The 18,131-nt window shown below is 35.8% G+C and carries 21 protein-coding genes; 10 read left to right on the top strand and 11 right to left on the bottom strand.

Going from position 1 to position 18,131, the window contains the following annotated elements:
• Positions 1–395: 395 nt before the first annotated feature.
• A complete protein-coding gene (locus ACIQ7N_RS14725) occupies positions 396–1,487 on the bottom strand; it encodes a sensor histidine kinase (RefSeq protein ID WP_402933299.1) in 1,092 nt (363 codons plus the stop codon).
• Complete coding sequence (locus ACIQ7N_RS14730) at positions 1,478–2,203, bottom strand: response regulator transcription factor (RefSeq protein ID WP_402933302.1); 726 nt, start codon at positions 2,201–2,203, stop codon at positions 1,478–1,480. The genes ACIQ7N_RS14725 and ACIQ7N_RS14730 overlap by 10 nt, the downstream gene beginning before the upstream one ends.
• A 158-nt stretch (positions 2,204–2,361) precedes the next feature.
• Here ACIQ7N_RS14730 and ACIQ7N_RS14735 point away from each other — a divergent pair, with 158 nt between their 5' ends.
• The 5 genes from ACIQ7N_RS14735 to ACIQ7N_RS14755 all read left to right on the top strand — a co-directional run bounded on the left by ACIQ7N_RS14735 (position 2,362) and on the right by ACIQ7N_RS14755 (position 6,513).
• Positions 2,362–3,285, top strand: a complete 924-nt coding sequence (locus ACIQ7N_RS14735) for an ATP-binding cassette domain-containing protein (protein WP_402933305.1) — start codon at positions 2,362–2,364, stop codon at positions 3,283–3,285.
• On the top strand, positions 3,278–3,976 hold the full coding sequence (locus ACIQ7N_RS14740; protein WP_402933308.1) for an ABC transporter permease: 699 nt from the start codon (positions 3,278–3,280) through the stop codon (positions 3,974–3,976). The genes ACIQ7N_RS14735 and ACIQ7N_RS14740 overlap by 8 nt, the downstream gene beginning before the upstream one ends.
• Positions 3,977–3,998: 22 nt before the next feature.
• On the top strand, positions 3,999–4,871 hold the full coding sequence (locus ACIQ7N_RS14745; protein ID WP_402933311.1) for a DUF4097 family beta strand repeat-containing protein: 873 nt from the start codon (positions 3,999–4,001) through the stop codon (positions 4,869–4,871).
• 280 nt (positions 4,872–5,151) lie between these two features.
• Positions 5,152–5,694 carry a histidine phosphatase family protein gene (locus ACIQ7N_RS14750; protein ID WP_402933313.1) on the top strand — a complete coding sequence of 181 codons (543 nt, stop codon included), beginning with the start codon at positions 5,152–5,154 and terminating at the stop codon, positions 5,692–5,694.
• Positions 5,695–5,865: 171 nt separating this feature from the next.
• Entirely contained in the window at positions 5,866–6,513 is a 648-nt protein-coding gene (locus tag ACIQ7N_RS14755; protein WP_402933316.1) for a uridine kinase family protein, read from the top strand.
• Between the two features lie 160 nt (positions 6,514–6,673).
• On the opposite strand, the gene ACIQ7N_RS14760 is transcribed toward ACIQ7N_RS14755, so the two are convergent.
• The 3 genes from ACIQ7N_RS14760 to ACIQ7N_RS14770 form a co-directional block, all read right to left on the bottom strand.
• Complete coding sequence (locus ACIQ7N_RS14760; protein ID WP_402933319.1) at positions 6,674–7,297, bottom strand: DUF2238 domain-containing protein; 624 nt, start codon at positions 7,295–7,297, stop codon at positions 6,674–6,676.
• Positions 7,298–7,414: 117 nt separating this feature from the next.
• Positions 7,415–7,717 carry a YunC family protein gene (locus tag ACIQ7N_RS14765; protein ID WP_402933322.1) on the bottom strand — a complete coding sequence of 101 codons (303 nt, stop codon included), beginning with the start codon at positions 7,715–7,717 and terminating at the stop codon, positions 7,415–7,417.
• A 343-nt stretch (positions 7,718–8,060) separates the two neighbouring features.
• Complete coding sequence (locus tag ACIQ7N_RS14770; protein WP_256469487.1) at positions 8,061–8,183, bottom strand: hypothetical protein; 123 nt, start codon at positions 8,181–8,183, stop codon at positions 8,061–8,063.
• Between the two features lie 284 nt (positions 8,184–8,467).
• Here ACIQ7N_RS14770 and ACIQ7N_RS14775 point away from each other — a divergent pair, with 284 nt between their 5' ends.
• On the top strand, positions 8,468–9,205 hold the full coding sequence (locus tag ACIQ7N_RS14775; RefSeq protein ID WP_402933325.1) for a polysaccharide deacetylase family protein: 738 nt from the start codon (positions 8,468–8,470) through the stop codon (positions 9,203–9,205).
• 101 nt (positions 9,206–9,306) lie between these two features.
• On the opposite strand, the gene ACIQ7N_RS14780 is transcribed toward ACIQ7N_RS14775, so the two are convergent.
• The gene (locus tag ACIQ7N_RS14780; RefSeq protein ID WP_402933327.1) at positions 9,307–9,564 is read right to left on the bottom strand and encodes a hypothetical protein; all 258 of its coding nucleotides are present in this window, start codon (positions 9,562–9,564) and stop codon (positions 9,307–9,309) included.
• A gap of 107 nt (positions 9,565–9,671) precedes the next feature.
• Between ACIQ7N_RS14780 and ACIQ7N_RS14785 the strand changes: the two genes are divergently transcribed.
• The gene (locus ACIQ7N_RS14785; RefSeq protein WP_402933330.1) at positions 9,672–10,463 is read left to right on the top strand and encodes a DUF2268 domain-containing putative Zn-dependent protease; all 792 of its coding nucleotides are present in this window, start codon (positions 9,672–9,674) and stop codon (positions 10,461–10,463) included.
• Positions 10,464–10,764: 301 nt separating this feature from the next.
• On the opposite strand, the gene ACIQ7N_RS14790 is transcribed toward ACIQ7N_RS14785, so the two are convergent.
• The 3 genes from ACIQ7N_RS14790 to ACIQ7N_RS14800 form a co-directional block, all read right to left on the bottom strand.
• The gene (locus ACIQ7N_RS14790) at positions 10,765–12,087 is read right to left on the bottom strand and encodes a CitMHS family transporter (protein ID WP_402933333.1); all 1,323 of its coding nucleotides are present in this window, start codon (positions 12,085–12,087) and stop codon (positions 10,765–10,767) included.
• Positions 12,088–12,192: 105 nt separating this feature from the next.
• The gene (locus ACIQ7N_RS14795) at positions 12,193–12,906 is read right to left on the bottom strand and encodes a response regulator (RefSeq protein ID WP_402933336.1); all 714 of its coding nucleotides are present in this window, start codon (positions 12,904–12,906) and stop codon (positions 12,193–12,195) included.
• A complete protein-coding gene (locus ACIQ7N_RS14800; RefSeq protein WP_402933338.1) occupies positions 12,875–14,461 on the bottom strand; it encodes an ATP-binding protein in 1,587 nt (528 codons plus the stop codon). Before ACIQ7N_RS14800 ends, ACIQ7N_RS14795 begins: the two co-directional genes overlap by 32 nt.
• A 277-nt stretch (positions 14,462–14,738) precedes the next feature.
• Here ACIQ7N_RS14800 and ACIQ7N_RS14805 point away from each other — a divergent pair, with 277 nt between their 5' ends.
• Together ACIQ7N_RS14805 and ACIQ7N_RS14810 are read left to right on the top strand one after the other, a co-directional pair.
• Complete coding sequence (locus tag ACIQ7N_RS14805) at positions 14,739–15,251, top strand: DNA-deoxyinosine glycosylase (protein ID WP_402933341.1); 513 nt, start codon at positions 14,739–14,741, stop codon at positions 15,249–15,251.
• A gap of 244 nt (positions 15,252–15,495) precedes the next feature.
• Positions 15,496–15,939: a hypothetical protein gene (locus ACIQ7N_RS14810; protein ID WP_248717386.1), complete on the top strand. Its 444-nt coding sequence runs from the start codon at positions 15,496–15,498 to the stop codon at positions 15,937–15,939.
• Between the two features lie 238 nt (positions 15,940–16,177).
• Here ACIQ7N_RS14810 and ACIQ7N_RS14815 read toward each other — a convergent pair whose 3' ends face one another.
• Complete coding sequence (locus tag ACIQ7N_RS14815; RefSeq protein WP_402933345.1) at positions 16,178–16,669, bottom strand: SRPBCC family protein; 492 nt, start codon at positions 16,667–16,669, stop codon at positions 16,178–16,180.
• Between the two features lie 134 nt (positions 16,670–16,803).
• Between ACIQ7N_RS14815 and ACIQ7N_RS14820 the strand changes: the two genes are divergently transcribed.
• Complete coding sequence (locus tag ACIQ7N_RS14820) at positions 16,804–17,163, top strand: YybH family protein (protein WP_402933348.1); 360 nt, start codon at positions 16,804–16,806, stop codon at positions 17,161–17,163.
• Here the strand turns inward: ACIQ7N_RS14820 and ACIQ7N_RS14825 are convergent.
• Positions 17,160–17,912, bottom strand: coding sequence for a sulfite exporter TauE/SafE family protein (locus ACIQ7N_RS14825; protein ID WP_402933353.1), 753 nt, complete (start codon positions 17,910–17,912; stop codon positions 17,160–17,162). The genes ACIQ7N_RS14820 and ACIQ7N_RS14825 overlap by 4 nt on opposite strands.
• Between the last annotated feature and the right edge of the window lie 219 nt (positions 17,913–18,131).

The raw sequence follows: 18,131 nt of genomic DNA on the forward strand, positions 1-18,131 counted from the left end.
AAGTGATCAGGTCCGCGCCGAGAGTGATCGGGTTCGCCCCGAAAGTGATCGGGTATGACTCAAAAGTGATCAGGTCCGCGCCGAGAGTGATCGGGTACGCCCCGAAAGTGATCGGGTATGACTCAAAAGTGATCAGGTCGGCCGAAAGTGATCGGGTACGCCCCAAAAGTGATTAGGTCCGTCTCAAAAGTGATCGGGTACGCCCCGAAAGTGATCGGGTCGGCTCCGAAAGTGATCGGGTATGACTCAAAAGTGATCGGGTTTGCCCCGAAAGTGATCGGGTCGGCTCCGAAAGTGATCAGGTCCGACTCAAAAGTGATCAGGTATGACTCAAAAGTGATCAGGTGCACCTCAAAACTGCTCAAGCGGAGTCCGGAAATGTAATTCCCATATTATTATTTAGGTAATGTAATAATAAACGTTGTCCCATTAGAAGGTTCGCTCTGTACTGAGATAGTGCCGTTATGAGCTTGAACGAGTTTATAAACGATCGCCATGCCCAGTCCAGTACCTTCAGAAGAAGATTCTGTAGTAGTTCCACGATAATATTGCTGGAATATATTTTCCATCATATGTTGAGACATACCTACGCCATTATCCACAATGTGAATTTCAACATGCTTTGTCCTATTAAAAATCTGTGTATAAATATTTGTGTTAGGTGGATTGTGGATAATGGCATTCATAAGAATGTTTTGTAATATGCGTTGCATGAATTTCGTATCAAAATCAATGTTTATAACAGATGTATCAGTTTTAAAGTGCAATATATAGTCATTGGCCTGTGGATTGTTGCTTATATTAGCAACAATTCTTTTTGTAAAGTCCACAATATCCTGATTGGTTTTATGTAAGGGTAACTGACCGTCTGTATTATTAAACTGAATGACGAGACTTAAATCTTGAATAAGTTCCTCCATATGCTTGCCTTTATCTGCAATCTCTTGAATAAAGGAACGAGCTTCCTCCTTGGACCAATCGTATTGATCGTTTAATAATAGGGTAGAGTAGCCTGTAATATATGTTAATGGCGTTTTTAAATCATGGGATATACCGGCAATCCATTCTTGTTTTGCTTGTTCAACCTTTTCACGTTCGGTTTCAGCAGCTTTTAATTTTCCTGATAAGGATTGTAGGTGTTGAAGTACCTCTTGATATAACATATAACGCATACGGAGCTTTCCTTTGCGTGTATAGATTTTAGATAGTCCAACAGGTTGTGTATAGTTTTCTTGTGATAGCTGATGGATCCAAGCCATTATAAAACCAAGAGGACCCCCGAAATACCAACCAAATACAGCGATACAAACAATAGTGCTGAATCCGAAAATCCATGCGACTAATAGACTCTGATAAGCTTCACTAACAGATTTTTTAAAGAGTGGGAGAATACCTTCGAGTTCGATCACAATACAAATTCCACTCAATAGCATCCACAGAATAATCCCCAGTGCAAGGTGTAACGTAAATCGAGTGTTTATTCGCATAGTGAATCCTCTTTCGGTGGAATGAATTTATAACCAATGCCCCTTAAATTCACAATTATTCTAGGCTTACGTGTATCATCCCCAAGCTTTTTCCTTAGCTTTGAAATATGAATCGTGACGGTTTTCTCCTCACCATATACATCATTTCCCCACACGAATTCATAAAGCTGTGAAGTTGTGAAAATACGATTCGGATTTTTACAAAAGAAGTGTAGCAACTCTAGCTCTTTAGCTGTACATTCGACAGGCTGATTATTAACGATTAATGTAGCAGATTCAGGATTAAGAGTAAAATAACCGAAATCAAATTTTGTAGTTTGCTGTTGTTGAGAACGTTCATACATTTTTTGACGTCGAAGGATGACCTTTATTCGGGCAACGACCTCTAAAGGATTAAAAGGCTTTGTAATATAATCATCTCCGCCGATACCCAATCCCGTTAATTTATCAAAATCAGTAGAGCGAGCACTAACAAATATAATGGGTGTATTTGTCTGCTTGCGTATTTCTGTGCAAAGTTCAAAACCACTTATATCTGGTAGCATGATATCGAGCAAAATAATATCGTAATGATTATCTTTGACAAGCTGTAGTGTACTTTTGCCCGTTGAAGCAGTATCAATATTGATAAAGTTTTCTTTCCGTAACGTAATTTCTAATAATTTTAATATACCAATCTCATCATCTACGATTAAGATTTTTTTAGCAGTTTCCATTTTTATCCCCTCATTTCAATTTCATCATAACAGCTTCAGCTTTTTATATCCTTACTCTCTTGAAAAAATTACTGTCATTTTCCATCGAGTTTACTTTGATTTTACTTTTGTTTATTAAGCTTAATGTAACGAATTCAAAATGGTAAGGAGTACATAACATGGAAACTGTTATTCAACTACATCAATTAAGTAAAAGCTTTAAAGGAGTCGAGACCGTCTCGAATGTCAATATGAATGTTAAGAAGGGGGAGATTTATGGGTTTTTAGGTCCGAATGGGGCTGGAAAAACAACGATTATGAAGATGATTTTAAACTTAGTAAAACCAACTTCAGGTGATATTAAAATATTGAATCAAGCCATTTCTACTACTTCCTATCAATACTTGAGCAAAATAGGCAGTATTATCGAGTACCCGGAATTTTACGACAGGTTAACAGCGAAGGAGAATTTAGAGCTTCACTGTGAGTATATTGGAGTTTATGAAAAAGGGGCTACCGAAGAGGCATTAGAGATAGTAGGCCTTCGTGGTGTTGAACATAAAAAAATACATGAATTTTCTCTAGGGATGAAGCAAAGATTAGGAATCGCACGTGCCATTGTTGCTAAACCGGAAATTCTTATTTTGGATGAGCCGATAAATGGTCTTGATCCAATCGGTATTAAAGATATTCGAGAGCTCTTGCTATATCTAAAGGAGAAGCTTGGAATCACAATATTAATATCAAGTCATATCGTATCAGAAATTGAATCAATAGCAGATACAATTGGCATCCTTCATCATGGGAAATTATTAAAGGAAGTAAAAATGGACGATATTCGAAAAGAGAACATGGAGTATCTGGAGATTAAAATAGACGATGTGAAAAAAGCGATTCATGTATTGGAGAACAAGTTAGGTATTCGAAAATATGAAATTGTGGATCGACATTGTATACGGATTTTTGAACATAACATTTCTCAATCACGAATTAATAAGGAACTTATTTTAAATGACATTGTTGTCAATAGCATTGAAAAACAACAACAGCATTTAGAAGAGTATTTCTTAAATCTTATTAATGGAGGGAATCAATATGCATAAATTGCTAAAGCTTGAGTGGAAAAAGAATTGTATGACTGGCTATTTTAAAGGTTTAATCATATGTACTATAGGGATTTTTACTGCAGTTGCACTTATGGCAGTTGGTTCTGCAGATGAAAAGATGTTTCAAGATTATACAGATTTTATGTCTTTGACAAATATATTAATTCGCATTGTTTTTATCATTTTTTCGAGTGTGATTTTATCCCGTTTAGTCATTGACGAATACAAAAATAAGACGGTTCAATTATTATTTACGTATCCATTAAAAAGGAAAAAGATTATTTTTGCTAAGCTGTCTTTAGTTTTTGGATTCTGTTACTTTAGCATTATTATTGCGACATTTATGATGAATATCGCTGTTTATTTTTTTAATCCAATGATGAACTTCTTTGAATCTCCCGTTGAGATACAGGAGATGGTAGCTACTATACCTTCTACCTTGATCATTGCTTTTATGATGGCTGGGGTAAGCCTAATTCCTTTGTACTTTGGTATGCGAAAAAAATCAACAGCTGCGACAATTACATCCGCTGTTTTAATTGGATTTTTGATTAATGCAACGGTTTCAAATGGGGATACATCTACAAGTTTATCTCAATTTATCATTGTCCCAACAACAATGTGTCTATTAGGGCTTATTATCGGCTATCTGTCCTATTATAAAGTCGACAAAGTAGATTTAACCTAAAAATGAGAAATGAGGATGTAATGTGAAAAAAGCAATCATAGCATTGATATTCGTTATTGTGGTAGGAGGAATATTCTTCACGCTTAAAATAAATGGAGAAAAGAGCATCACTGAAGAACAGTCCTTTGATGTTGAGCAAATTAAAGAACTAGAACTAAACATAGAGTCCTGGGATATAGCATTAGAAAATACAGAATCTGATCAACTAACAATTGAATTTGATAGTAAGCAACAACAAAAGCAGCACAGCAATCCTGTTGAAATTAAGAAAGATGGAAATAAAGTAAAAGTAATTCAACAAGACAATGAAGAAGGGGTTATGAAAAACTTTAACTTTGGAAAGAAAGATACTATTCACATTTCGATCCCTAAAAAAGCGGTGAGTAAGATTGCATTAAAAAATAGTTATGGTGATATCAAAATTAACAACATTAAAACAGAAGAACTTTCAATTTCAACGGACTCTGGCACTAAAATCATTAAAGGGTTATCGGCAGATAAAGGTACAATTACATCAAAAGATGGTGAATTGAGTATCGTAGACAGTTCTTTAAATGAATTAACGATAGCTGCTACAAATGGTGATAGCTACATTACTAGAGTTAACAGTCCGAAAACGAAAATTACTTCGACTAGCGGTGAAGTCTTAATGAAAGAAATTAGCGAAGGAAAAGCACTATTTGTAGAAACAGCTTCTGGAGATATTACGATCTCATACAAAGAGGCACCGAAATCATTAGAGCTTATAGCGAAAAGTGATTCATCTGACATAAGCGTGAATTTAGAAGGTTACCAGAAAGAAGAACATATGGATCAATTAAAGAAAGGTAAGATTGGTGATGCGTCAAACAAATTGGAGCTAATTAGCAATGGAGGTATAATTACTGTAAAATAAAAACTTATAATCTGTGAGGTAATGTTAAGACGAGAACTTATTCAAAAGTAGCAGATATTATCTAGGTTTGCATATAAAGTTTTTGTACAGACAGATTATGAGCTAGCTAGAAAAAGGGGAGCAAAGCGGGAGACGATTGCATTCGGAAGCTATGAAAAAGCAGAGGAAATGTTTTTGAACAGGTATCACGCAGCATCTAAAGGTACTAATCTTTAAGAAAATGCAGATATTGTGATTACTAAATGATGTAGGTTCTCCATATTTTCTTCAGGAGGTTTATATGGTTAAACATATTTATGTCATTAGACATTGCGAAGCCGAGGGACAGTCACCGGATGCTTCTTTAACAGAACAGGGCTTTCTTCAGGCTGAAGTTTTAGCCGAGTTTTTCGCTGACAAGAAAATTGATCGAATTATTACTAGTCCCTTTTTACGAGCAATGCAAACTATAGAACCACTGAGTAAGAGGGGAAATATAACTGTTGAAATTGACGAACGCCTTTCAGAACGTATATTAAGCTCGAGTGATTTGCTCGATTGGTATGAGAAACTTCGAGCAACTTTTACCGATATGGAGTTAAAGTTTGAGGGTGGAGAGTCAAGTAATGAAGCGATGGAGCGTATCGTTAACGCTGTTGAGGAAATTTTCAAAAGTGAGTCCGAACATATCATTATCGTTAGCCATGGAAATATCATTACCTTACTATTAAAAAATTATCATAATGATGTAGACTTTCAGTTTTGGACTCAATTAAGAAATCCAGATGTTTTTAGGCTAAGTATTAAGGATCATGAAATGACTTTAGAACGTATATGGGAATGACGAAAATTTATGTGAATATCCTTCCTATTTAATAAAAGTTGGATGTCATTAGTTAAAACGTATTCGTGTGCTAAGTTGATTGCCGTTCCAACTGGACGCCCCACATTATGGAGATGAGCTAAATCTTGAGTTGTAAATATATTTTGTGATAAAAGGAAGCGAGGAAGAAAGATGGATAGGTTATTGCAAGATATCGTAGCTTGGATCAAAAAGGAAGATAGATCAATTGTTATTGGTATTTCAGGGCATGGTGCAGCTGGAAAAACAACATTTGCTAATAAACTTATCAACTGTTTAAACCAAAGTGAAGTGAATTATATGAATACAGACCCGTATATTGTTAGTTCGGATATACGCAAGCATTCAATTATCAACTATAATTTTCGAAACGAACAGCATCATTTTAAAATGACCGCTTGCCATCCAGCGGCACATCATTTACCTTCTTTGGAAAGGGATATTCAGATGGTTAGAGAAGGTCTGGATTTATTGACAATTGATACGCATTATATGAAAAGTGCGTTAATTTCTTCAAAAACTAACATAACCATTGTTGAGGGAATGAGTGTAGCATTTATTAATCCGAAATTATTTGATTTAAAAATTTACTTCTATACAGATGGTGAGACGGAATTAAAAAGAAGGTCGAGTCGTGATGTAATTGAAAGGGGAACTGATATTAATTATTTAAAGCACTCCCATGAAGAACGTCGAATCCAATATGAATTGTTTATGCATTCGTATAGTGAACATTTTGATATCATTTTTAAAACTTTTGATGAAACAGTACGTCTAGAAAAAAATACATTTAAATTTTAACTATAGTTAAAGCCTTCATGTTATCCAGGCAGAAGGCTCATTTAATATTGAATTTCATGTTCAGAAGATTCTATTTAGGACAGGCGAACTTTCATGTTCCTCAATAATTCCGATCTGAGATAGGATTGGTAAATGTATCGTCTCAAAAGGCTCATGTTTTTTACTTTTTGAGTTTTTTTAATAATCTATCATGTAATTTTGTAAATAGCAGTAAAGTCAAAATTGTTCCAAGGAAGGCCGAAAGCATGTCCCATTGTGCATCCCAGCGATCTCCCTGCATACCTAAAAAATCTTTGGCTCCTTTACTCCCTTTTGAAATTCTCGTACTGAGCCATTCAATAATTTCGTAGAGAGCAGCAATAGCAAGCATAATGCTTATGGTTATGCCTGTTAACCAGGCGCCTTTTACTAGTGGTGTTTTTCGTATTAATATTTCTCTTATGACAATGGCCATCAAACCTTTTAGGAAATGCCCAAATCGATCGTAGTCGTTTCGTTTTAAGTGAAACTCTTCTTTAATCCAGTTAAAAAGTGGAACTTCTGAATAAGTATAATGTCCACCTATAAATGTTAGAATAGACAAAAGGGCAATGATAAAATAAGAAAACGTTGTAAAGCGAAACTTGTTATAAATAGCGACTACAATAATAATTGCAACGACAGCAGGACTTACTTCTGCGACCCAATCCAAATAGGATGCTGGTTTTATGACAGACCACACGAAAATAATAAGTACTATTAACAACAAAATTACATGTATTTTCCGATGATTATCTTTAGACAAAACGAACACTCCTTTTGTCTAAAGTATAGGGATACAGTATATAGCTTATACACCATTATAGAAGACAGAAGAAAAAAGCGCCCAGTCGTATTGCACTGACGCTTTGTAAAAAAATTGTTATACCATTTTTAATAACGCCTCTACGCCAGACATTCCTTCAGTAATACCAAGTTGTTGCGCTTCATATGTCACGGATTCTAATGGAGCCGTCAATAGCTCATCAATTGTTTTCACACCAACTGCTCGACCAGCAATAATCTTCCGGTCTGCTAAGCGATCATTTAATAGACCAACATCTAAAGCCCCACACATAATGTAGCCCGTATCATTTGAAATTGTCAGCAGTGTTGTTTTTGGTAATTGAACAACTACTGCAGTGAAAAAATTGCCTTTAATCATAATAGGCTCAATTATCACCATCCGAAATCACTCCTTTTCTCTATATACATATGGCGATAGATAAAAAGGTGTTCGACATTTTCACTAAAATTATTTGTTATCTAAAATAAAACGAACGGCGAATGAGTTATGCCGGAAGATACATTCTTAGTGAGTTGGTTGATTGGAGTGGAGACTGGGCGACTCCTTGGGGATCACGTCACAGACTGGAGTGCAGCGGATGTTTTTTGTGCGAAAGCGCCCTGATCGGAACGGAAATCATTCCCTCATTTTGCTGAAAAGTGACACCTTAATTGACACATAGTTTTTCCAATAAAATGAAAGAAAAGAATCAACCCGTTTCATAAGAGTTGATTCTTTAAAATTATTTAGTATAAGAAAGCATAGCTGTTTGTTTGAAATTTTTTAATGCAACCGTTGCCTCGTTTTTAGTTTTATACTCGAACATACGGTAAGTATTTTGTTCAAAAACTGTAATAATCCACATAATGAAAGATCCCCTTTGTTGTTTTTTTGTGCTATAACAGATGGTAAACAATTGATTTTTTTTTTTGTTGTTATATATCAGTTGTGTCTTTTATTTTACATCAATTAGTGAAAAAAGAAAGTACTTTGTGAGTGTTTTCACATTTCGTTCAAAATATAATAGGGAATTTAATTTGAAATAGTTAAGAGGAGAAAACAGCCAAACCTTCACAAGTATAATTCAATGTAATTCGTAAATATTAAGTTGACGGAGTTATGTGAATTTGAACTTGGGAGGTGATGCTTATGACACGTAAATATGTATTGGTTTTATCCCTTTGTTTTTTAATCATATCGGTATTTTTTACAGAGCTGACAACTTATGCGGATAAAGGTCGACCTTATTATGAGGAGACAGGGGAAGTTGTCTGGGATATTAACACAAAAGACAAAATAATTGCTCTAACTTTTGACGATGGGCCTCATCCTAAATATACGGCAGCTATTTTAGATTTATTGGCAAAGTATGATGCAAAGGCGACGTTTTTTATTATTGGAAAGAATGCAGAAAAATATCCAGACCTTGTTTTACGATCTTATTCTGAAGGGCATGAGCTGGCCAATCATACGTATTCACATCCGTTTAAAGCTTCCGTAGCTGAATTACAGGCACAACTACGTAAGACAAAGGAAATAATTTATGGTATTACTGGATTTGCACCAGTTTTGTTTCGTCCTGTAGGTGGTTACTATAATGATCAAATGATCAATTCTGCTGTTAAGGATGGATACAAAGTAGTTATGTGGTCTTGGCATCAGGATACTCAAGATTGGAAACAGCCGGGGGTTAAGAAAATTGTCCAAAAAGTGATGAAGGGGTCGAAGCCTGGAGATGTTATTTTGTTCCATGATGGAGGCGGCGATCGTACGCAGACCATTAAGGCACTGGAAGAAATCTTACCAGAACTAAAAAAACAAGGTTATACATTTGTCACAATATCCGAGTTGATTAAAAGTAAACAGCAACAAGAGAAAGTGCAATAAGGAAAAACAAGCCATTCAGCAGCATGAAATGGCTTGTTTTTTTCCCCCATGACAGTAAGTCTGTCATCGCGCAGCGGATAGTATAATTAGTCATTTCGATATTACCAGAATAATAGTGGTGCTAGTGCAATTCCGGCAACTGCTCCAAGTGCGATTCCAAAGCCAAATCCTGCTCCGGCTCCTCCCCAACCCCAGTAACCTAAACCATAACCGCCAAATCTTCTATCAGGTAGAATCCACACCTGTCTTCTATCCACCCTAGTTATTTCTCCATAATGTACTCTGCCACAAGTTTCTGTAATTCTTACACGTTTACCATGATATCTACAGCAAAGATTATAAGTATCAGCTGGATTCACAAACTATCCCTCCTTTCGACTTCCTTACAAGCTAATATATGCGGTTGCAATCAATATCACTAGCCGATTGTCTACTTCCGACATAAGCTATAGTAAGGAGGGAATGTATGTCAATAATACCAACAGATGAGTGGCTCAATGAATTAATAGCTAGTCAAAGGCTTAATGACAGTAAAAATCCTGAGGACTTACAACGTTCTATTCTTTGCGATCGTTTAGTAGAGATTTTTATTGGTGGGTCTCCAGATGAAATACAATTTGAACTACAGCAGCAAGGGCTTTTTAATTCACATGAAAAAATAGACATTAACAAGTTAAAAAAACAAAACGTTTGGGAAGTAGTACAGAAGGAATTTATCTATTTAAAGGAGAAATGGAGCGGTCCAACTATACCAATCTATATCTTTCCGATCACGCAGGAGCAAACTATTACTAATAAAAACGGTGTAGCCTATCCAAATGCTTTGTTTTTATATATTGGAGAGCTTGAAAAGCAGGAGCTTAAAGCATTATTTGCACATGAGTATAATCATGTTTGTCGTCTGCAATATTTAGATAAATCTCTAGATGAAGTGACTCTGTTAGATTCTTTAATTTTAGAGGGATTAGCAGAATGTGCAGTGGAGGAGATTTACGGTGATAGATGGTTAGCGCCATGGTTGAGGTCCTACTCATTTGATAAAATGCTAGAAATTTGGAAGGAACATTTTTTACCTCAAATCAATATAAAAGGGTTAAACAATCATGCTGAATTTTTATATGGAGGAAAGCTTCCTCAATGGATAGGGTATTGCATTGGTTATGAAATTGTAAGGACGTATATAAAAAATCATTCATCCCATAACCTGCATGTAAAAAGCTCAAAGGAAATACTGGCCGGATCTGATTTTCCTCTATAATCAATACCTAAGTAAAAGGTGGAGTGGAGACTGGGCGACTCCTCGGGGATCAGCGATAGAGGAACGAGGGCTAAAACCATCACGTCCTGTGATAACGCCTTCGTGACCAACATCGTGTTGGCCCGAGACCCTGCAGCGAAGCGAAGCGGCTCATCGGACGCCCCCCAGGAAGCTCTGCTCTGCGCGAAAGCGAAGCGACAGCTACAAAGCGCCCAGCCGGAACGGAAATCAACCCCACGCTATGAGGATAGAAAAATAACCAGTTGCCGATCAATACTCGACAACTGGTACTCTAGTTAATTTAGATAGCAATAATTCCTATTGCTACAGCAATGAATAGTAAAGTAATGCTCAATCCCCACATCCAGAAGAAAGAGAATTTTAAGTGTTTCCCCATTTCTAACCCTGATAAGCCTAAAGCTAACCAAACAGCAGGGGCAAGTGGCGATACAAATGTACCTACAATATTACCAATAATCATTGCATAGGCAGTTGAAAGAGAATCAATATCGAAAGATAAGCCAATCTGTTCAACTACAGGGAATAACGCGAAGTAATATGCATCTGTACTTAGTATTAAATCAAATGGTACCCCTAATACCCCGATAATGATATGTAAATAAGATGATAGGGCTGATGGTAGAATGTTTACAGCGTTGTTGGCAATTGCAGTTAACATCCCAGTACCATTAAGGATACCTAAAAATAATCCAGCAGCAATGATGATAGACGCCATCGTTAAGGCATTCGGTGCATGTGCTCGTACACGTTCCATCTGTTCTTTAGGAGAACGATAGTTGATTGGTAAGGCGATGGCCACCCCAATTAAAAAGGCTAATCCTGCTGGTAAAATACCTGCAACTAAAATTCCGATAACAAGAACAGTAACAATTGCATTAATCCACAATAGTTTTGGTCGTTGTAAGCTTGTGTCTACTTCTGATGAAACAACACCTTGTGTAATGACATGATCATCATTTGCGAAGTCAAGGGTACCATATTGTTTTAAAATACGGCGCTTTTCTCTAAAACCAAGGAACACTGCTAAAGCTATCATTAACACGACACCAATGATTTGAATAGTGATTAAAGGATACCAAAGTTCAGTTACATCCGTCTCTAAAACTGAAGCCACACGACCTAATGGACCACCCCAAGGAATCATATTAATAACTGCTGCAGCTCCCCCAACTAGTAACAGCAATAGATATGGATTCATGCGTAAACGTAAATATAAAGGCAATAATGCTGGGATTGTAATTAAAAATGTTGAAGCACCAGAACCATCTAGCTGCGCTACTACAGCAATGATCACTGTTATTACTGCAACGACAATAATATTTCCTTTTGAAAGCGCAATCATTTTATTGATCAACGGTTCGAATAATCCTACATCCTGCATAATACCAAAGAAAATAATAGCAAAGATAAACATAACAGCTACATTCATTACAGAGCTTAATCCAGAACTAAAGAATTCTCCTAATTCATCAAAATTAAAGCCAGCTATAAATGCTGCTACGATAGGTGGTATTACCATTGCTACAAGTGGTGATACACGACCACTAATAAGTAGAGCAACAATAATAATAATGGTTAAAAATCCGATTATACTTAAACTCAAAAATATTCCCTCCCTTTGTGATCAATCATTCAGATTATTTAAAAAATATCATAGTGCCAAAGGGAGGAAAACAATATAGTCATATGTTAAATAAAGAATATAATATTAGTTTTGTTCATAAGTTCCATGATATACATATTTCCGTTCAGGTCTTCCGACGGTGCCGTAAATCAATTTTGTCTGTAAAAACTGTTCGCCAACTAAGTATTCTAAATAACGGCGGGCTGTTGAACGACTTGAACCGATGAGTTCGCTTAATTGTGAGGCTGTAAGCTCCTGGGTTTTGAGATCTTCGAAAATGCTTTTAACAATATGTAATGTGTGCAAATCAATGCCTTTTACAAACGTTTCTTCATCTATTATTTTATTGGTGGATTCCCTATAAAATAATGAATCAAGATCCTTTTGAGTGACATTTTTACTATTTTGAAATAAATGATGTTCTTGTAAATATTTCTGAAATGCTCTTTGAAGTCGTTGCTCTTCAAAGGGTTTTATTAAGTAATCTGAAATTCCTAAGTCCAATATATCCTTTATTAAATTTATTTCAGTTGCTGCTGAGATTACGATAATTTTTATAGATGGATAGAGGTGGCGAATATGGCTTACTAATGAGCTACCTTCAACATCAGGAATATACAAATCTGTTAATATAATTTCTGGTAAACTAGAGGTCGTCTTTAGCTTTTCAATCGTTTCTTTTCCTGTACGTAAATTTTCAGTAACGATAAATCCTTTTATATTATGAACATAATCTGCATGAATTTTTGCTACTCTAAAATCATCTTCAATAATCCATACACTTTTTGATATTGTCATTCTCAATGTCTCCTTTAGGAACTATTATTAAAAAACATGCTCCTGATAAATCACCTGAATCCAATAAAATTTCCCCATTTATCTCCTGAAGGGCTTTCTTGCTTATAGCTAGCCCATGCCCGCGATCTAACCCTTCTTTAGTAGATACCCCTTTTGTAAAAATTTTATCGTACATATTGTTATCAATACCTGGTCCATTGTCTTGAATCTCAAATAAGTAATGATTTTTATAATTGTTAATTGATAGTTGAATCACTTTATCTGAGGATTCCCAGCTTTTTAAAGTTTCAATAGCGTTTTGAAGTACATTACCAAGAGCTGTTAGAATAGCGTTTTCTTGCTGCTTAGATAATTCGATAGATGAAGAAATCTCGTTTAGTTCGAGTTTGATGCCTAGCTCTGCGGCTTCTGATATTTTTCCCTGAATTAATGCAAGTAGAAGAGGGGTTGTTACATTACTATTTAAAAAAGCTTGATTTTTAAGTTGTATATTTCGTTCTTCTTTAATAAATTCAATCGCTTCGTTGTAATGCTTATGAACAAGTAAACCTAAAATGATATGAAGCTTATTAGCAAATTCATGAGTATATGCCCGTTGAACATTTGCATACTGCTTCATCTGTTTTAATTCATCAATAATTTTTTGAATATCTACTTTTTTTCTAAAGGTGTATAGTGAACCAATTTTCCTTTTCTTTTCAACTAAAGGTGTTTTATTTAAAATGATAATATGCTCATCAAGTGGTAACTCTAAATTATAAATGCTTTTCTCTGCAACAATTTTAGGCGTAAAAATATGCTCGATTTTTGTACCCATCCAATCTGATAGAGATTTATTGTGAGCTGAATCTAGCATTTCATAAGCACTTTTATTAATGGTCGTAATTTGATTAAAGTGATCGACAGCTATTATACCCTCGGCTGTTGTTTCTAAAATGACCTTGTTTTGTTGATATAATTTAGCAATTTGAATAGGCTCCATATTAAACAATAATTTTTTTATATAAATGGAAATAGCTATTGCACCTAATATGCCTATTATAAGAATAAATACGGTGTATTTGCTCCATTTGTGAATATAGCTTTCGATGATTGTATCGATATTTTCTGTTAAAAAACCGACTGATACAACACCAATAATTTTATTGTCTAATATGATGGGGGCTTTACCTCGAATAGATTCGCCTAATGACCCTATAGTTTTAGAAATAAAAGCTTGTCTATCTAGCAATGCTGCATCATTGTCTCCACCAACCATTTTTTCTCCAATTTTATCTTTTATAGGATGTGAATAACGAATTCCTTCAGAATTACCAACGACAATATATGCTGCGCCAGTTTCTTTTCTTAAAGGCTCGACGATTGGTTGGATGATTTCACTTGGATTTTCTTTATTAAATGCTGCAATTATTTCTTCCATAGATGCGAGAGTTTTAGCAATATTTAATGCTTCCGCTCCCATCTGTTTTTCTGTCGTATCCCGGATATGTTCTTGCAAAAGATACATGAACATTCCACATATTAAAAGGATTAGGATACTTATTAAAAAAATCATTCTAACTGTAAGAGATCGGAACCAATTTCTCATATTTCACCTCTATGTAGTTTGATACTCGTAACTGCTACCTTTACGGAAAAATAAAAATATCTCAAAAATAGCGCATTTGTCTGATGATTAGTCTATCATAAATAGCCAATAAATAGAGGAGGACCCTCAAGCTTGATCTATTGTGATAGTGGGAAAACAAGATGATTTGGGCTCATCAGCAAAAGATGTGGATGACATTTGTTAAAACGTATGCTGTGTAAATAAGTTGATTGGAGTGAAAGTAATGTCGAATGAACTTAAAAATGTATTACCGCCAGTTATTGATTTATCAACGAAGGTGTTAATTGTTGGCTCAATGCCAGGAAAGCAATCATTAGAGAAGCAACAATATTATGGAAACCCACGTAATCACTTTTGGCCGATTATTGGGGAAATAGTAGGGATGGATGTACCTCAGGAGTATGGACAAAGATTAAAATGGCTAAAGGATTATCATATTGGTCTCTGGGATACAATAGAATCCTGTGAGCGTAAAGGGAGCTTAGATGCGGCCATTCGTAATGAAAAACCGAATGATTTTAAAACCCTTTTCGAGCACTATCCTAATGTAGAGTTAGTGCTCTTTAATGGCGCAAAATCATTCGAAGTTTTTAAAAAGCATATTGGCCTTGAAGTTTTAGATGGTCGAGCATATCAAAAAATGCCTTCGACTAGTCCAATACCAGGTAAAAATATTAAATCCTTTGAAGAAAAGCTTGAGGATTGGCGAGTGATGGATTCTTATTTGCCTAGATAATGACATGACAAAAAATCCCCGCTGATTAGTTATTTGACGGAGAGGTTTATAATAGGGTATTACTGCCAAAGTTAGTAAGATTCTAGCTGCGCAATAATAGAATTAAAAATGAAGGTACGACTTTTTTGGAAAACATACCTACGAATACGGTTTAGAACGATTGAATACAAAGCTAATGGGCAATTTGCTCAACGGTTATTAGCCCTTTTACATATATTGAATTATGAAAAGGGAGGGGTTTATCATGTACAATCCATATGAAGAAATTGTGCCACTGCCAGAACCCGGTTTCGAACCATCATTTGGACTTCCTGGTTTTAGACCACCACCATCGTTTGGCCCGCCTAGTTTTGGTCCATCACCGCCGTTTGGCCCGCCTGGTTTCGGCCCGCCGCCATCATTTGGACCACCTAGTTTTGGCCCGCCACCAGCAGGTCAAATGCCTCTTGGTCCACCGCCTAGCTTTGTGCCATCACTGCCACCTTTTGGAATAGGTACAAGTGGTATTCAAGCTTGCTTATTTAGAAATACGTATATATGGATGTTTAATGGAGCAGGCTTTTGGTTCTTCCTAACAGCTGTAGGAAGAGAGTTTATTGCAGGGTTCCGTTGGAGTAACAGAAGTGGTTGGCGCTTCCAAACTATTGCAAGAAGAAATATTCGCTCGTATGAATGTTCGAGATGGTAATTAGGCGTATTAAGTAGCAATGTATATAATAGGGAATTTTTATTGGTTCATAGTGTTGAAAAAATGGCCAAGGAAATGTTCCTGAATTAGCATGTATCTTCTAGCATGCTATTCAGAAGGCGAGTAGCTTAAAACGTAAATCACCTAACATGTCTGCATTGACCATTTTATTTTTCAACAATAATAAACCTCCTAAAGCATGTGTTTCTCTGCTTAGGAGATTTATTCGTAATTCTGTTTACATTTTCTCTACGTCATCCACAAGCTGCGTATACGCTGCAAACCTATTGTGCCATTCTTCCAGTGGAAATTCGTCATGTACAGTTCCGTTTAATAAATCTGAGAGCATATCTAAGCATATATGCCAGCCGGCTAAATCTTTAGGTGTATGCTCAGTTAGCTCGCTAATCGATTCAAGTAATATTAATATGGACCCGCTGCTAGTTGGGGAGAGCTCAAACCTTACTGTATCTTTGCCCCAATCAAACTCGAGTACATTCTTCTCGGTATAGTCAGTAATTGCTATTTCCTTATAAGCGTTTGTTCCATCATTCATATTAAAATGAATTGTGCCGTTCTTTCGAAGATCAATGATTTCTAAATTATTCATCCATTTTTGAAGCTTTTCATTCTCCGTTAATACTGCCCAAACAGCATCAACTGAATGTGACAGTGGTCGCTTAAATTTTACGACATAGTTATGTTGTTGTTGTTGAATAGTAGCGAGCATGGATACCCTCCTCGTTTATTTTATTTCATCATAAACTGTTTGAAATAGTCTTGTCATGTCTTCTTCTATTTCATTCTTTTTTTTTCTAAGTAGTAGAATTTCGATTAATATTAGTTAAGAAAGGAGGAATTACTATGCCATATCAACAAGCTTTAGACAACTATATTGCAGCGACAAATTCCCATGATTTTAATAACGTAAAGGCAATTTTACATCCGCAAGCGGTGTATTGGTTTTCGGATAAAACGTGCATAACATTAGAAGAAATAGGAGCTTATTTCAATAATGCATGGGATTTGATAAAGGAAGAAGTTTATTCGGCCGCCAATGTTCAGTGGCTTACGGTTGATGAACAATCGGCTACCTGTATTTATACATACCGTTATGAAGGGTATCATAACGGGAAATTTGTATCGGGTAGCGGAAGAGCAACGAATATTTTTACGGTCTTAAACAATGAATGGAAGTTAATTCATGAACATTTAAGCAGTTAAATTATTTTTATTGTTACTTGAATAAGTAGTAATGAAATGATGATTATTAAGAGGATTTTAGCTATTTTTATCGGAATTTTCGGTAGAATGAAAAGTCCGAGCTGAGAGCCGATAATGGAGCCTATTGCCATCGCCATTGCATAATGCCATTGAATAAAGCCTGTTTGGTAAAAAATGATAAATGCCCCTGTGCAGCTCCCGAAAATAAGTACGCGTGTGAGCTGTACAGCCTTTATATAGGAGTAATGGTTGCGTAAAAAGTGCAGTATGCTGAAGGTTGAAGAGCCAGGTCCAAAGCCGCCATCATAAACCGCTATTAAAAATGGCTGCCATAATTTATTGCTGTGTTTAGTGTCATTTTCTTCTGAGATAACAGTCCACTTTTTATTTTTCAGCGTTATAAATAAGGCGAAGATAAGGAGTATACATGCAATAATATTCATTGTTTTTTCTGAGATGGATACGGTTAGGAGTGCTCCACAAACGCCTCCAGCAATAGCTACAGCAACATATTTCATAATAGAGACTAGACGAAGCTCTTTATGATAAAGAAGATAAAAGATGCTCGACAACGCTGCAACGCCCGATGAAAATTTATTCGTAGCAATGCCTATTTGAATAGGTATACCAACAAGCATCATAGCAGGGATCGTAATTAGCCCAGCACCCCCAGCAAGTGTACCGATAAAAGCAGCAATAATTCCAATACCGACGAGTGTCAGTGAAAGCTTTGTATAAAAAACACTCATTACAATGGCAAACATCACAATCAAAATAAAAGGTTTTTTCATAAGCGTCTCCTTTAGCGTTATTAGTTAAAGGGTACTGATAAATAATTTATAAATCTAATATATTATTTTTTGTTTTATATAAATGAGTTAATTTCATAATTCTAACCTCTTTAGTATCAAGGGTTCTAAAACAATAAAAAACGGGCACCTCCCCAAATTCGGTATAATGGTAGCGAC

This window comes from Lysinibacillus sp. NPDC095746 (assembly GCF_044763535.1).
GTDB lineage: Bacteria > Bacillota > Bacilli > Bacillales_A > Planococcaceae > Lysinibacillus.